We start from the raw sequence: 14,338 nt of genomic DNA on the forward strand, positions 1-14,338 counted from the left end.
ACCATGCCACGCCTGCGGCGGTTTCACCAGTGCGGTTTACACACTCATCGGCCCCAACACAACGCGTAGCGCCAATGCAATAAGCAGTACACCGGTGATTCGATTAATCCAGTGAGCATGGCGTTGCAGCCACGGCAGCACTCGTGAATGCGACAGGCCCACCGCTACCAATACGTACCAGCCGCCATCAATGATAATGGCTGTTGCCACGATAATGGCCTTGGCGAGAATGCTCATGTCAGGCGTCACGAACTGACTTAGCAGCGCCACAAAAAAAATGATCAGCTTGGGGTTACCCAGCGCCACCAACACCCCTTCCTTGGCAGCTTGGCGTGGCGTCGTCACCACTGCGCCAGGCGATAGCCCACCGCCTCGACCTGCCCGAAGGGCCTTTACGCCAAGCCATGCCAAATAGGCCGCCCCGAGCCATGTCACTACTTGAAACAGCTCCGGGTGGCGCACAATAAGCGCTCCTAAGCCCCATACGGTGAGCAGCGCATAAAACCCCACACCCAGTGCATGAAAAAGGGCGGCGGTCATGCCAGGCACACGCCCGCCCCCCAGCGTGTGGCGCAGCACTAGCGCAAGACTTGGCCCTGGTGACATAGCCCCCATGGCGCAAATAGCGGCCAGCGATAGCCAGAGTGACAACGGCATTTTTCTCTCCTTGAAAGATAGCAATATTAGAATAGACGAGTATACGCCAGCGATGCAGGTGTTTAGCGAATAAATCCATCCCCTTAAATAACGCTGTTAGCATGGTACGCTGTTGGGTAAAATTTCCCCCTTTTTGATAACGATGACGCCTGCTATGCAGGCGGTTCATGGCTAATAAAGGACTTCAATATGGGTAGGGCGTTTCAAAACCGTAAGGAATCCATGGCCAAAACGGCCGCTGCGAAAACCAAGGTTTATAGCAAGTATGGGCGTGAAATTTACGTCTGTGCTAAAGCAGGCGGCACAGATCCAAACGGCAACCTTGCGCTGCGCGGTTTAATGGAGCGTGCTAAGAAAGACCAGGTACCCTCTCACGTCATTGATAAAGCCTTAGATAAGGCCAGCGGCGCAGGCGGCGAAGACTTTTCTCCAGCGCGCTATGAAGGCTTTGGGCCAGGCAACGTGATGGTCATCGTCGACTGTTTGACCGACAACCCCAATCGTACCTTTGGTGATGTGCGCGGCTGCTTTACCAAAACCAAAAGTAAAATCGGCACTCCTGGCAGCGTTAGCCACATGTTTGATCACTGCGCAATTTTTTCGTTTGCGGGTAGTGACGAAGAAGCCGTGCTTGAAGCGCTGATGGAAGCCGATGTCGATGTTACCGACATTGAGCAGGAAGAGGCGCGCATCACGGTTTTTGCTCCGCATACCGATTACGCCAAAGCCAAACAAGCGCTACTGGACGCTTTCGGCGAGATCGATTTCGAGGTTGACGAGATCCAATTCCTGCCGCAAACCCCCACGCCCATCGAAGGTGACGACGTGGTGATGTTTGAGAAATTACTCGGCATGCTTGAAGAGCTGGACGATGTTCAAAATGTTTTCCACAGCGCCGAGCTACCAGAAGAAACGGCTTAAACCGCCATTGGGTTAATGCATTACAAGGTATGAAAATCCATCCTTCGGCCGCTGGCATTTCTGCTGGCGGCCAGCGCCTCCACCAATATAAAAGTTCAGCTGCGGTTATTGGCTAGTAGAACTCTGTAAGTCCAGTGCCGTACTAGGTGGCAGCAACGCAGGCGTAACACCTGCTGCGTTCAGCATTTGCTTACCACGCACAGTTAAATCAGTGGTGAATAAAAACTGCTGGCGCGGATCAACGGGGTACGCACGAATGCGGTAATGCGTCCCCCATGGCTTCTCTTCCGCCACTACGATAATTGGCTTATCAAACTTAAGATAGGCACTCGTCAGTGCGACATCTCGTAGTACTTTACGCACCCAGCCAGCTTCATGCTCTGGATGAAGGTAGAAGCTTGCAACACACTGAAGGCTGATGCCGCCATTATTGGCGTTGTAGATAGCCGAGTCCCACAGCTTTAAGTGGGGCACCGACACCAAGTCATCGTCTGGCGTTTGAATTTCAACCGTGCGCATTCCAACGTGCTTTACTTCGCCGTAAGTGCCCTCAATATTGACCCAATCCCCAGGTCGATAAGGCAGCTCAACAGCGGACACTACACCTGCAATCAGGCTACTCACGTAATCTTTCAAGGCGAAGCCGATCGCCAAGCCAAGCGCCCCAAGCAGCGTCACCATGTTGCGCAGTGAAGGCTCAATGACAATAGGGATTGCAATGGCCAGCGCAACAACCAAGATTAATAGCCGCGTCAGCGGCACTAATGCAAACACTCGGAACCGCAACTGACCATGAAGCCGGTTCGCCAGCCAATTGAGCCCCCGCTGGCTGACAATAATCAATAAAACTGTGCTTACCAGAATCACACCAAGCGCCACTAACGCTTGGCTATCGATATCGTTAAACAGCCGAGCGTACTGTTCTTGATCGTCCATTTGCCTTCCTAAAGTGAGTCAACAAGGTAGTGCCGTGATTCCAACAACTGCCGTACGCTGGCGTAGCTCAGTGGGGATACTTGCCAACGCCCCTGATGGCAGTCAAGAATTCCCTGGCGTGCGAGCGCCAAGCGAGCACTCAGCGCTTCATGATGTGAAAACGGCAACACATGACCCAGCGCCTGATCCTCAAGCCCCCCATGAATTAATAAGGCATGCAGTAACAGTGTTGCCACATCGCCGGTATCGGCTGGCAGTTCTGCCTCTGCTAACGCATCCAGTAACCAAAGCTCTTCTTGAGGCTGCTCGTCTGTATTACAGCGCTCGGCAGGCTCTCGCAACCGCTCTCGCCAATAGTGCCAGGCAATGCCTAAGTGCCCTCGACAGTGGGCCGCCAAACGCTGTAGTTCCTTATGAACATCATCGTTCTTTCCACTGGTGGACTCATCGCTGCCATTGGCGAGGATCAGCTTCCCCGTACGCGTGCTATAGACTGGGGGGCATTTGCCATCGCGCGCCAAATCCGCAAAGTAATGGGCTAGCTGTTTGCCCTCCAATCCTTGAAGGGTAAGCACAGGCACGCCTTCCAACCCGACAGCATGCTGGAGGTAAGCATAAGTCCAGCTGTCACAGCCAATGACACCCTGCCCCAAGCGACCACTTAAAGCACGCTCTAACAATTCGCGCACCCCCTGCAAACCTTGGGTATGACGTAAAAAATGCCGTTCCAGGCTAGGAATCGCCCAGTAACGCTGATGACCACAACGCTCGACCCACTCAAGACTACCGTCAGTAAGCTCTGCAAAGGTTGGCATGGGCAGGCAATTCACGCCTTGTTGCTGTGCCCAGAGGCTAACGACTGACGCGTGGCCTCCATGGGGTGGTGAGATAAACAGCACAACCGGCGCATCACGGTACTCTTTCATTACGTTGTTAAGGGCGTTAGCGGTAGGTAACCAATCAATCGCAGGCGCCCAATGAGCCAGCTTTACTTCAGGAAGGGCGCGCAGCTCACTCTCTTGCTTAGCTTGGCGCTCTGAGGACTCTTTACCCACCATCCATGCGGTGACCACCCGCCAGCTTCGCCGCCACTGGCTGATCTGGGTCTGCTCAGGGGTCTGGAATGATTCAAGCGCCACGACTTCCCATGGCGATAAAGCAGCTTTCGTTGAGCGCTTCGACATAGCCGGTCTCAAAATAATGAAGGTAATAAGGGGTAGCATGCCTCACACTACCTCCACTGGGCTAGCCGAACTTATCGTCTAGAATAGAGTCATTGATAAGTAAGAGCTTACCAATATGAGAACGATGCGCAGGAGGCGATGATGAGCGTTGTAAATGTCACAATGGCTGAGCTGAACGAAAAGCTTTCAAAGTGTATTGCCGGAGAGCGGGTGCTCATCGACCACGATGGTAATCGGTTTAGTGCTCGCATCCAGCACGTGGGCTTAACAGGATTAAAGGTAATCCCTGAGACGCAGATTAAAAATAGCACCGGTGACCCTGGCGATATTGAAGGCGTAACAGTTCCCTATGGAGACGTTTGGGAGCTTGAAGTAAAAGGCGTTGTGTACAGCCGTCAAGGCGACGACGCTGAATAAATCAACCTGCCAGCGCAGAGGCAACACGTTCTAGCACCAGCGTCTCGCGGTGAATCGATATCCCCATGCTGGCAGGCTGACGCGAGATAACATCACGGTTGTGGTGAAGCGCATCCTCTAGCGATACCCATTTTGCTGCCATCCCGTTGGCAGCCTCATAATCTTCTAGCTTTGCTTCTCCCAACGTGTTGCCAATGTGGCAGGTAAACCAGTGAGATGTTTGAAACATCACATCCCACTGTTTCTTCCAGGTTGGCGTGTATTCAGTCACATAACCAAAATGCGATGTGACTTGAATATCCTGGGCACCGGTCTCCTCATAAAGCTCACGGTGCAGGCCCACTTCTGGGCTTTCACCTGGATCTACACCACCGCCTGGAAAGCTGAAGTCGTCATAGCGCTCGGTGTAAAGCAGCAATATCCTGTCATCACGTGTCACGATGGCTCGAGAGGCTTGGCGCTCTAGTACCCGCATGCCATTCAAGGCAAACGGTGTTGGCAACGTGCTATGCACAAGATGGGCAAGGTGCTGCATGAATGACCCTCGCAAACAAAAGCAGCCATTCTACGCAAATGGCCACTGCTATTCACCTATCGAATATCCAGCTATCGAATATCCAGATATCGAGTTCCCACCAGCTAGTTTTACTGCTAAAGCGAGCAGGCCAGATAGTCCTTACCCCGAGGAGCATGGTGGGTTCGTAGCGTTTTTTAGGGCTCTAGGTCATGCCCCAAAAAGCCCCCGGATTGGCGCTGCCACAAGCTGGCGTAAATGCCGTTATGTGCCAGCAGCTCCTGGTGCGTGCCGCTTTCCACCATGCGACCTTCATCGACCACAATTAGCCGGTCAAGCATCGCAATGGTAGAAAGCCGATGGGCAATGGCGATCACTGTTTTGCCTTCCATCAGCGAATCGAGTTGTTCTTGAATCGCGGCTTCCACTTCGGAATCCAACGCCGATGTCGCTTCATCCAGCACTAAAATCGGCGCATTTTTAAGTAGTACGCGGGCAATGGCAATACGCTGTCGCTGACCACCGGATAGTTTCACGCCGCGCTCACCTACGTGGGCGTCTAAACCGCGCCGCCCTTTGGGGTCGACCAACTCGTTGATAAACGTATCTGCGTGGGCGCGGCACACCGCCTGCCACACATCGTCATCACTGGCATGGGGGCTACCATAACGAATATTGTCCCGCAGCGAACGGTGCAGCAGTGAGGTATCCTGGGTGACCATGCCAATCTGATGACGCAATGAGGTCTGAGTGACGTCGGCAATATTCTGCCCGTCGATCAAGATACGCCCGCCTTGTAAGTCATAAAAGCGCAGCAATAAGTTTGCCAGGGTGGATTTCCCCGCCCCGGAACGGCCTATCAGGCCGATTTTTTCGCCGGGTTTAATCGTCAGGCTAAGGCCGTCAAAAACATGTTTGCTCTCCCCTTTAGCTTGAGCGTACTGAAAGCGCAGCGCATCAAACACAATCTCGCCTTTGGGCACCGCAAGCGCTTTGGCATTCGGCGCATCTTTGATCGTAGGCTCCTGGGCGATGGTATTCATGCCATCCTGCACCGTACCAATGTTTTCAAACAGACCGGCCACTTCCCATAAAATCCAGTCCGACATAAAGCGGATACGCATTACCAAGGCAATCGCAATCGCTAAAACGCCAAGGGAAATAGCGTCAAAATACCAGGCACTGATCGCCATGCCCGCCGTTCCCACCAGCAGCAGCGTATTAATCAGGGTTAAGCAAACGCTCATGATGGTGACTAGCCGCATTTGACGATGCACGGTGCCCATAAAGCCTTGCATGGCATCCTTAGCGTAGCTCTGTTCACGTTGGGTGTCGGCGAACAGCTTGATCGTTTGAATATTGCTGTAGCTATCAACTACACGCCCCGTCATTTGGGCACGGGCATCGGCCTGAGCCATTGAGACGTCGCGCAAACGCGGCACGAAGAAGCGCATAATGCCTAAATAGCCCGCCAACCAAAGCCCCAGCGGCAGCAATAACCAAGGGTCTGCACGGCCTAGCAAAATCGCCGCTCCAGTGAAGTACACAATGGCGTAAACCAGCAGATCCATCACTTTGGTGACGGTCTCACGGATGGCCAACGCCGTTTGCATTACTTTTTGCGACACTCGACCGGCAAACTCATCCTGATAGAAGGCCAAGCTCTGGCTTAGCATATGACGATGCGATAACCAGCGACCAATCATCGGGTAGTTACCAAAGATACTTTGATGGGTAACCAGTGATTGTACGAGCACCAGCAGCGGTAAGCCGATAATCACCATCAAACCGACCCCCGCCAACCAAAGGCCATGATTCGACCAAAAATTCGCTCGTTCTACGTTACCCAACCAATCAACCAAATCGCCCATATAGCTAAAAAACACCACCTCCGCCGCGGAAACCAGGGCAGTCGCTACCGACATCAGCAACAGCCACGGCCATACGGGGCGCGAAAAATGCCAAATAAACGGCAACAACCCCTTAGGTGGCGTGGCAACCTCTCCTTCAGGATAGGGGTTCACCCGCGTTTCAAAGTAACGGAACAGCGGCGCTAGCATACGTGACAACATAGAAGGTCCTTTCGTTACCCTGGTAGACAGACGTAAACGTCTTTAAGAAGAAGATGGACGGCGCAATAGCCAACGTGCCCAGAAAGGGGCTAGGACCATCAGTGTGACCATGCGCAGTAAGTGATGAAACGCTACAAACACCGGATCAATGTTGAGCGCTACGGCAAGAATGGCCATTTCGCCAATGCCACCTGGTGCGAGCGCTAACAGTGCCACATCACGCCCCACGCCTACTGTTTGGTGAATTAACTCGGCAAAAATAGCGAGCACCATTAACGCCAGTAACGTGGCTACCCCTGACTGCCATAAATAGCGACCAAACAGCTTGCGCGTCATGCCTTGAAAGCGTGAACCAATAGCGCTGCCCAGCACCCACAGCATCACATTCATCCCCCACTCAGGTAGAGCAAGGCTGGCAATATCAAAACCGGATAACAGGGCAGCCATCAGCAAAGGTGCCAGCAACGCTGGGCTCGGCATCCGTAACCTTCGGCCCAGCGGCAACAGGAGAGGTATAGAGAGCAGCATCCAACCGTGCTCAAACGCAGAGCGGGCAGGCTCAATGGCGTTTTCACCACCTTCAAATGCCCAGAATAGAGGGGGAAGAAAAAGAATGACTAAAATAATTCGCAGTGATTGGGCAATGGCAATGCGCTGAGGGTCGCCGCCGCATTTGTCGCCAAGCAGTATCATCGCGGTCATGGCACCAGGAGCAGCCCCAAACCATGCGCTGACGGGGTCGAAGCCACAGCGACGATACCACACCGATGCCACGGCGGTGGATGCCGCAACACCTAACAGCAAAAGGGCTGCCGAAATAGGCCAGTCCAGCACACGGTGGGCAAGCTGAGGCGTTACTTGACTGCCCAACACCAGCCCCATCACCGCTAAGAACACATTGCGCAGCGGCTCAGGAACGCTCACATTGATGCCTTTCGCTGATATCAATAAATTGGCGATCAGCGGGCCTAGCATCCAGGCAAGCGGCAAACCGGTGAGATGAAAAACGACACCGCCTACTGCGCCTACGGCAAGCGACGTGACAAGCCCCTTTGCACTTTCTGCGCTGACGCGAATGCCCTTCACGCTCCCCTTCACACTCTCCTCTCCCCTAACATCTAACGTTCAAACGCAATTGTTAACCTGCTAAGCGTAGACGTTAGTTTACCACTAGAGGGGGAATTTAGGGCTTTCGTAGCGCTGGGTGTTTCTAAACTTAATCCTCGTCCTCGTCACCGCGAATACGCGCCTGTCGATCGGCTTCTTCCTCAATAGCGTCGTCAATCACTTCCAATAGCTCATCGACATTGGCAATGTGGCTATCCAGTTCAAAATGGCCAGTCAGCTTGCTATCGGGGTGCAGCTTGCCCGCTTCATACAAGGCCCACATTTCTTTACCATAGTGGGTGGTGAGAAGCTCCGGCGCGAAACGACCAAAGTAGGCGCGCATATTATCGACATCACGCTCTAGCATCGCCGCCGCACTGTTGTTACCCGCTGCATCCACCGCCTGGGGTAAATCGATAATCACCGGCCCTTCGGCATCAACCAGCACGTTGAATTCCGATAAGTCGCCGTGGATCAGGCCTGCGCACAGCATTCGCACCACGTCTTGAATCACTTTGGCGTGATAGCGAAGCGCTTGCTCCTCGGTTAAGGTCACTTCATCCAGGCGCGGTGCTACATTCCCATCAGCATCGCTGATCATTTCCATGAGCAGCACGCCATCAACAAAACCATGGGGCTCAGGCACACGTACATCAGCGGCAGCAAGACGATATAGCGCATCAACTTCCGCATTCAGCCACGCCTGTTCCTGCTCTTTTTGTCCATAGCGGGTCTTTTTGGCCATGGCACGCGAACGACGACTATTGCGCTCTTTACGCCCTTCCTGGTATTGCACAGCCTGTTTAAAGCTACGCTGTTTGGCCTCTTTAAAGACCTTAGCGCAACGTACCTCTTCACCGCAGCGCACAACATACACCTGCGCCTCTTTACCACTCATTAACTGCACCAGCACCTCGTCGATCATTCCATCATCGACCAGGGGCTGTAATCGCTTAGGGATTTTCATGGTTAGCTGCGTCGGCTCCTCTTTACTATCTGTGCACAATCATTAATCGATCAATAGCGAATGCGGCGAACGCGGAAAGCGCGTCCTTTGAGTTTGTCACGTTCAAGTTTGGCCTGAGCTTTCTGAACGGCGCCATGCTCCACCGCCACATAGGCACTGCGGGCCAGCACTTTAATTTTGCCTACCTGGTCGCCACGCAGGCCACCTTCACTGGTCAGCGCTCCCAGGATATCACCCGGGCGTAACTTGTCTTTCTTACCGCCCGCCAGCTGTAGCGTTGCCATAGGCGGTTCAAACGGCACTGAATGCTGGGGTTTCGGCAAAGGTTCCGTGGTAATCGGTTGTTCCAGCAAGCCTTCCAGCCGCTCTAGCCGATAATGCTCTTTAGGCGTGACTAGCGTACAGGCGATGCCGCTAGCCCCAGCACGCCCGGTGCGCCCGACCCGATGCACATGAACATCAAGCTCACGGGCAATCTGATAGTTAAACACCGCATCTAATTGGGCAATATCCAAACCACGCGCAGCAACATCGGTAGCCACCAAAATAGACGCACTCTGATTGGCAAACAGAATCAGGCGACGATCACGATCTTTCTGTTCTAAATCCCCGTTGAGCGCCACAGCGCTAAAGCCAGCATCAACCAGTTGCTCAGCCACTGCTTGAGTTTCGCGCTTGGTGTTGCAAAACACCACGCTGGTCGCTGGCCGATAAACCAACAGCAGCTGTTGAAGAGCCGCGAAACGCGCCTCTTCGTTGGCAACTTCATAGAAGTGTTGATCAATGGTAGTGGCATCGTGAACCTCGGCCACTTTGACCATCACTGGCTCACGCATAACACCACGGGTCATGGTGGCAAGGCCACCGGACGCCTGATCATCCGGGAAGGTCGCGCTAAACAGCAGCGTTTGGCGATCGGCGGGCGTCTCAGCAATGATCGCATCAATGGTGGCTTGAAAGCCCATATCGAGCATACGATCAGCTTCATCAAGTACCAAAGTGGTGAGTGACCCCAGCGTAAGAGAGCCTTTGCGCAAGTGCTCATCGATACGCCCTGGCGTGCCCACGACAATATGGGCGCCATGTTCCAGGGATCCCAACTGCGGCCCGAAAGGCGCACCGCCACACAGGGTAAGCACTTTAACGTTGGGCAACCCACGCGCTAAACGGCGCAGCTCATCAGCCACCTGGTCGGCAAGCTCTCGGGTGGGACAGAGCACAAGACCCTGTACAGCAAACGCTTCTACGCGCAACTCCGCGAGCAGTGCCAAACCAAAGGCAGCGGTTTTTCCTGATCCCGTTTTTGCCTGGGCCAACACATCGCGGCCCGCCAACATCGGTGGCAAGCTCTGCGCCTGCACGGGCGTCATTGCGTGATAGCCAAGGGAATCTAAGTTGGTTAAAAGCGCAGGAGAAAGCGCCAGCGATGCAAAAGAAGTGTCAGACACAAAATTATCCTGAAGGGGCTATATTGCCCAGCAAACCTATAATGTGAAGCACCATACCAGAAAGTGCCGCACCCTGCCTTGCTACAAGCATCGGCGACGGTAAAGCGGCTTGGCTGCTAGCCTCTTTATATTAGGATAGTGTGGTTGCCAGCGCTGTAAAATGCCCCTGACATAACGCTGCAAGGTCACTAGGGGCCAACTCAATCTCCAGCCCACGTCGCCCAGCACTGACATAGAGTGTCGAAAAGGTTCGCGCTGAGTCATCAATAAAGGTTGGCAAGCGCTTTTTCTGGCCTAACGGGCTGACACCGCCCAGCACATAGCCTGTGGAGCGCTCCACTTCTTCCGGTAACGCCATCGTGGCTTTCTTCGCGCCCGCGGCTCTCGCCAACTGCTTAAGGCCCAACTGACTATTGACTGGAACGATACCGACCGCGAGCTGCCTGCCATCTAACTTGACCACTAGCGTCTTAAACACTTGTTCAGCAGCAACCCCTAGTTTTTCAGCCGCCTCAATTCCATACGATTGAGCAGCAGCATCGAGGTGGTACTCATGGAGTTGAAACGCAATGCCTGCGTGTTTCGCACTATTGATCGCCGGTGTCATGAGGTTCTCTTAAGTTAACGCCATCAGCCAGTCTGGAAAGAGCATTATGTAACGAGTGTAATACTGGTCACAGGACGCAAATTACGCAGCGTGCAGTGCTGTTCAACGCTTTCAACAATATTGTCTGCGTCTTCCATTTTCTGCTTGTCTAATTGAATATCAATCATTAGGAAACTGCCCACCTGGGCTAAGCGTACATCGCCATCAGTAATATCGAAGTCTGCCATGTGCTGTACCATCTCCCGACGCACATGCCCCAGCGGCTCGCCGAACATTAATTCACGCAGCGCCCCCCGCATCATACGAATCGGCATCGGTAGAAAATAGCCTGCGATAATCAGCACCATGACAGGGTCAGCAAAACGCGCCAAGTTTGCCCAGGGTGTCTGTGTCAGTGCCCAGGTTAGTAAAAAGCCGAGCAAGACAGCGGCACTTAGCCACGTATCCATTTGCCATTGACGTAGCTCCGCTTCCAGCAGGGATGAGCGACTAATTTTGGCGTAGCGGTGTAGCAACCACCAGATCACCAAACAACCAATAACGTTAACCACACCAAATATCAGTGCCAGATCAAGCGTCACTAAACGCCCACCCTGCACAAGGATCCACAAGGCAGACACCAGTGAAAAAAGACACACTAATGCAATCATCACACCTTTGAGCAGCACTGCCAGCGGCTCTACCGTTAGCCGCCCAAAAGGATAGCGGTCGTCCGCTGGTTTACGTGCCTGCTTAAGGGCTAACAGTGAAAGCAATACCAGGGCTAAACTCAATAGCGAATAACCACTATCAAATAAAATGGTGACTGAGCCGCTGGCCAGCCCAAGCACAAGGCCAGTAAAGGCCAGCAGGCTGGCAAAAACGGCAGAAAGTCTAAGCGCGCGGCGCTCTGCTACGAAGGGGGTCACGCGTATTACTCCAGTTAAGTGTATTCAACGCAGGCGATAATAGTGAGTAAACTAACGTTTATCCAATCGCTCAGCGCTAAATATTTTGGCACTCAACCAGAGGCTCTCCATGCGAGCAGAACAGGTACAAGCGTTTATCGATGTGACTGAGCACGGCTCATTTGCCGCTGCCGCTCGGCATACAGGTATCAAGCGCGGCACCCTAAGCGCTGCCGTCAATGCGTTGGAAGATAGCCTGGGAGTCGCGCTATTCGAGCGCTCTGGCAATAGCTTGCAGCTTACGGCAGTTGGCGAGAGTGTATTGCCAGACTGCTATCGCTTGCTAACTAGCGCTAGTCGAATCAAAAAGCATTGTCAGCAGCATATGCAGGGCGTCGAAAATCAACTCTGCATCGCCAGAGACGATGCGCTTCCCGAGGCGTTCTGGCGGCAGGTGATGCACGATTTAAAGCAGCGCTACCCGTTGACAGCCATCTCGGTTTATCTATTACCGCCCCAAGAGCACCCTCAGTTTGTGCTGCGCCAAACAGTGGATATTGCCTTTGGCTTGTATACCGCCGAAGGAGCCGATGTTAATGCAAGCAACCTTGCCCCAGTGAGTATGTGCCTAGTCGCAGCCCCCGAGCACCCGCTTAGCCGCTTGCCCAATGTCACCCGAGATGACCTAGCGCAGTACACTCAAGTGTGCCTAACCTACGATCAGGGCGATAAGCTGGTCAGCGAAGCGCTTTTTTCGACCAATTATCTTGGCTTAACCATGTTTGAAGTTATCCGCGATGCAGCTATCAACGTCACGGGGTGGGCGATACTCCCCTTCCCACTCGTGAAAGAAGCGCTAGCAACACATCAGCTATGTGCCCTGAACCACGACCTGACATTAGATAGCCATTATTATCGCTATGTGGAAGGTGAAAGCCTTGGAGTGGTCGCCACCGCGCTGTTGACGAAGGTATCACGCTTTTTAGGTACTACTCGTTGATGCTTTGTAAGAGCGTTGAAATAGAGCAGTGGAAAAAACTGCTTACGCCTTCCACTCTGTTAAAGAACCTGTAAAAAAGTGCTACATAAGGAGATCAAAAGGACACGCTAGAGAACCGGCACAGGTGAGTGTCATCTAAGTGTAAAGTGCATCTGCCAGTGTCGATGTTGCCGTCAACTGAGGAGTAGTTTCCACGATGGTACGACTCGATAAGAAAGCGACTAGGCTGTATGTCCTAGACACGAATGTCCTTATCCACGACCCCGCCGCGCTCTACCATTTTGATGAGCACGACGTTGTTATCCCCATGACCGTGCTTGAGGAGCTAGACAAGCACAAAAATGGCATCAAAGAGATTGCCCGCACGGCGCGGCAAATTAGCCGCACGCTTTCCGACCTGACCAACCAAGTCACCTTCGATGAAATTCAGAAAGGCATTCCTATTCCCCGCATTAGTGGTGAATCGGGTCGCCTACACTTTTTGTGTTACAACGACTTAAAACCCTTTGATGCGTTAGACAGCAGCCCAGACAACCGCATTTTGGCAGAGACCTGTCGGCTACGCGATGAGCGCCCCGATGCGTCAGTCATCCTAATTACCAAGGATATTAACCTGCGGGTGAAAGCCGCCGCGCTGAAAGTACCGGTGGAAGATTACCTGAACGACCGCGCCTTCTCCGACAGCGATGCAATGATTGAAGGTGCTCAGGTTTACGCCGCAGCAGGACATGATGGAACCTCGCTTTGGGAAGCGCTTAATGTTGAGGTAACGGTAGAACGTGTAGGGCATCACACTTTTTACCAACTAAGCGGTGATATGCCCCGCCAATGGCATGTTGGCATGCTGGTATCCGATAGTGAGAATGGCGCTGAGTTTGAGGCCATTGTGCGTGAGCTGTCACCGTCATCCGCCCGACTGCAGCTATTAACGAATTACCGCCACCATGCTGGCGTTTGGGGCGTTCACGCCCACGACAGCCGCCAGAATTTCACGCTTAATCTGTTAATGGATTCGGATATAGACTTTGTCACCATTGCCGGTAACGCGGGCACTGGCAAAACCTTTATGACGCTAGCGGCAGCCTTCCAGCAAACACTCGATGCCAAACTGTTTGAACGCATTGTCTTTACCCGCGCACCAATTCCCATGGGTGAAGATATCGGCTTTCTACCGGGCACTGAAGAGGAGAAAATGTCACCGTGGATGGGGGCGTTCCACGACAATATGGACAACCTGCTGCGTAACGAGGAGGGAGAGTCTAGCTGGGACAACGGAGCAACTCGGCAACTGATTGGTTCACGCGTGCAAATCCGCTCGCCCAGCTTCATGCGCGGTCGCACCCTAAACGATACGTTTTTAATTATCGATGAGGCACAAAACTTCACCCCTAAACAGCTAAAGTCGCTGGTTACCCGAGCGGGCCGGAATACTAAAATTGTCTGCCTAGGCAACGTTGGGCAAATTGACACCCCCTACTTAACCGCTAACACCTGCGGATTGGCCGCCGTGGTGGAGCGCTTTAGAGATTGGCCCCACGCGGGACACATCACTCTAAAAAGCGTTGAACGTTCGCGTTTGGCGCTGGCCGCCGAGGAGCTGCTGTAAAACTGCGACAGCGAC

14 protein-coding genes are annotated in these 14,338 nt (G+C 53.3%); 4 read left to right on the top strand and 10 right to left on the bottom strand.

The features are described from left to right. Window positions 1–36 precede the first annotated feature (36 nt). Window positions 37–657 carry a LysE family translocator gene (locus tag HZS79_RS10115; protein WP_179927794.1) on the bottom strand — a complete coding sequence of 207 codons (621 nt, stop codon included), beginning with the start codon at window positions 655–657 and terminating at the stop codon, window positions 37–39. A 189-nt stretch (window positions 658–846) separates the two neighbouring features. Here HZS79_RS10115 and HZS79_RS10120 point away from each other — a divergent pair, with 189 nt between their 5' ends. Then, complete coding sequence (locus HZS79_RS10120; RefSeq protein ID WP_162218680.1) at window positions 847–1,578, top strand: YebC/PmpR family DNA-binding transcriptional regulator; 732 nt, start codon at window positions 847–849, stop codon at window positions 1,576–1,578. 105 nt (window positions 1,579–1,683) lie between these two features. On the opposite strand, the gene HZS79_RS10125 is transcribed toward HZS79_RS10120, so the two are convergent. Together HZS79_RS10125 and HZS79_RS10130 are read right to left on the bottom strand one after the other, a co-directional pair. Then, a complete protein-coding gene (locus HZS79_RS10125) occupies window positions 1,684–2,514 on the bottom strand; it encodes a mechanosensitive ion channel family protein (RefSeq protein WP_179927795.1) in 831 nt (276 codons plus the stop codon). 8 nt (window positions 2,515–2,522) lie between these two features. Continuing rightward, window positions 2,523–3,698 (bottom strand): hypothetical protein, encoded by a 1,176-nt coding sequence (locus tag HZS79_RS10130; RefSeq protein ID WP_179927796.1) that lies wholly within the window; start codon window positions 3,696–3,698, stop codon window positions 2,523–2,525. Between the two features lie 141 nt (window positions 3,699–3,839). Between HZS79_RS10130 and HZS79_RS10135 the strand changes: the two genes are divergently transcribed. Beyond that, a complete protein-coding gene (locus HZS79_RS10135) occupies window positions 3,840–4,115 on the top strand; it encodes a hypothetical protein (protein ID WP_162218683.1) in 276 nt (91 codons plus the stop codon). Between the two features lies 1 nt (window position 4,116). Here the strand turns inward: HZS79_RS10135 and HZS79_RS10140 are convergent, their stop codons facing one another. The 7 genes from HZS79_RS10140 to HZS79_RS10170 all read right to left on the bottom strand — a co-directional run bounded on the left by HZS79_RS10140 (window position 4,117) and on the right by HZS79_RS10170 (window position 11,738). Further along, window positions 4,117–4,650, bottom strand: a complete 534-nt coding sequence (locus HZS79_RS10140; RefSeq protein WP_162218684.1) for an NUDIX domain-containing protein — start codon at window positions 4,648–4,650, stop codon at window positions 4,117–4,119. 176 nt (window positions 4,651–4,826) lie between these two features. Continuing rightward, on the bottom strand, window positions 4,827–6,701 hold the full coding sequence (locus tag HZS79_RS10145) for an ABC transporter ATP-binding protein (protein ID WP_162218685.1): 1,875 nt from the start codon (window positions 6,699–6,701) through the stop codon (window positions 4,827–4,829). A 42-nt stretch (window positions 6,702–6,743) separates the two neighbouring features. Beyond that, complete coding sequence (locus HZS79_RS10150; protein ID WP_162218731.1) at window positions 6,744–7,787, bottom strand: AbrB family transcriptional regulator; 1,044 nt, start codon at window positions 7,785–7,787, stop codon at window positions 6,744–6,746. Between the two features lie 130 nt (window positions 7,788–7,917). Next, a complete protein-coding gene (locus tag HZS79_RS10155) occupies window positions 7,918–8,775 on the bottom strand; it encodes a PA4780 family RIO1-like protein kinase (RefSeq protein WP_009721536.1) in 858 nt (285 codons plus the stop codon). Window positions 8,776–8,825: 50 nt separating this feature from the next. After that, a complete protein-coding gene (gene dbpA, locus HZS79_RS10160; RefSeq protein ID WP_179927797.1) occupies window positions 8,826–10,223 on the bottom strand; it encodes an ATP-dependent RNA helicase DbpA in 1,398 nt (465 codons plus the stop codon). A 130-nt stretch (window positions 10,224–10,353) separates the two neighbouring features. After that, the gene (gene ybaK / locus HZS79_RS10165; RefSeq protein ID WP_179927798.1) at window positions 10,354–10,830 is read right to left on the bottom strand and encodes a Cys-tRNA(Pro) deacylase; all 477 of its coding nucleotides are present in this window, start codon (window positions 10,828–10,830) and stop codon (window positions 10,354–10,356) included. A gap of 44 nt (window positions 10,831–10,874) precedes the next feature. Then, window positions 10,875–11,738 carry a cation diffusion facilitator family transporter gene (locus HZS79_RS10170; RefSeq protein WP_162218688.1) on the bottom strand — a complete coding sequence of 288 codons (864 nt, stop codon included), beginning with the start codon at window positions 11,736–11,738 and terminating at the stop codon, window positions 10,875–10,877. Window positions 11,739–11,847: 109 nt separating this feature from the next. On the opposite strand from HZS79_RS10170, the gene HZS79_RS10175 reads away from it, so the two are divergent. Both HZS79_RS10175 and HZS79_RS10180 read left to right on the top strand, forming a co-directional pair. After that, the gene (locus tag HZS79_RS10175; protein ID WP_179927799.1) at window positions 11,848–12,717 is read left to right on the top strand and encodes a LysR family transcriptional regulator; all 870 of its coding nucleotides are present in this window, start codon (window positions 11,848–11,850) and stop codon (window positions 12,715–12,717) included. 196 nt (window positions 12,718–12,913) lie between these two features. After that, the gene (locus HZS79_RS10180; protein WP_162218690.1) at window positions 12,914–14,323 is read left to right on the top strand and encodes a PhoH family protein; all 1,410 of its coding nucleotides are present in this window, start codon (window positions 12,914–12,916) and stop codon (window positions 14,321–14,323) included. Window positions 14,324–14,338: the final 15 nt, after the last annotated feature.

This window comes from Vreelandella zhaodongensis (genome assembly GCF_013415115.1).
Taxonomy (GTDB): Bacteria; Pseudomonadota; Gammaproteobacteria; order Pseudomonadales; family Halomonadaceae; genus Vreelandella; species Vreelandella zhaodongensis.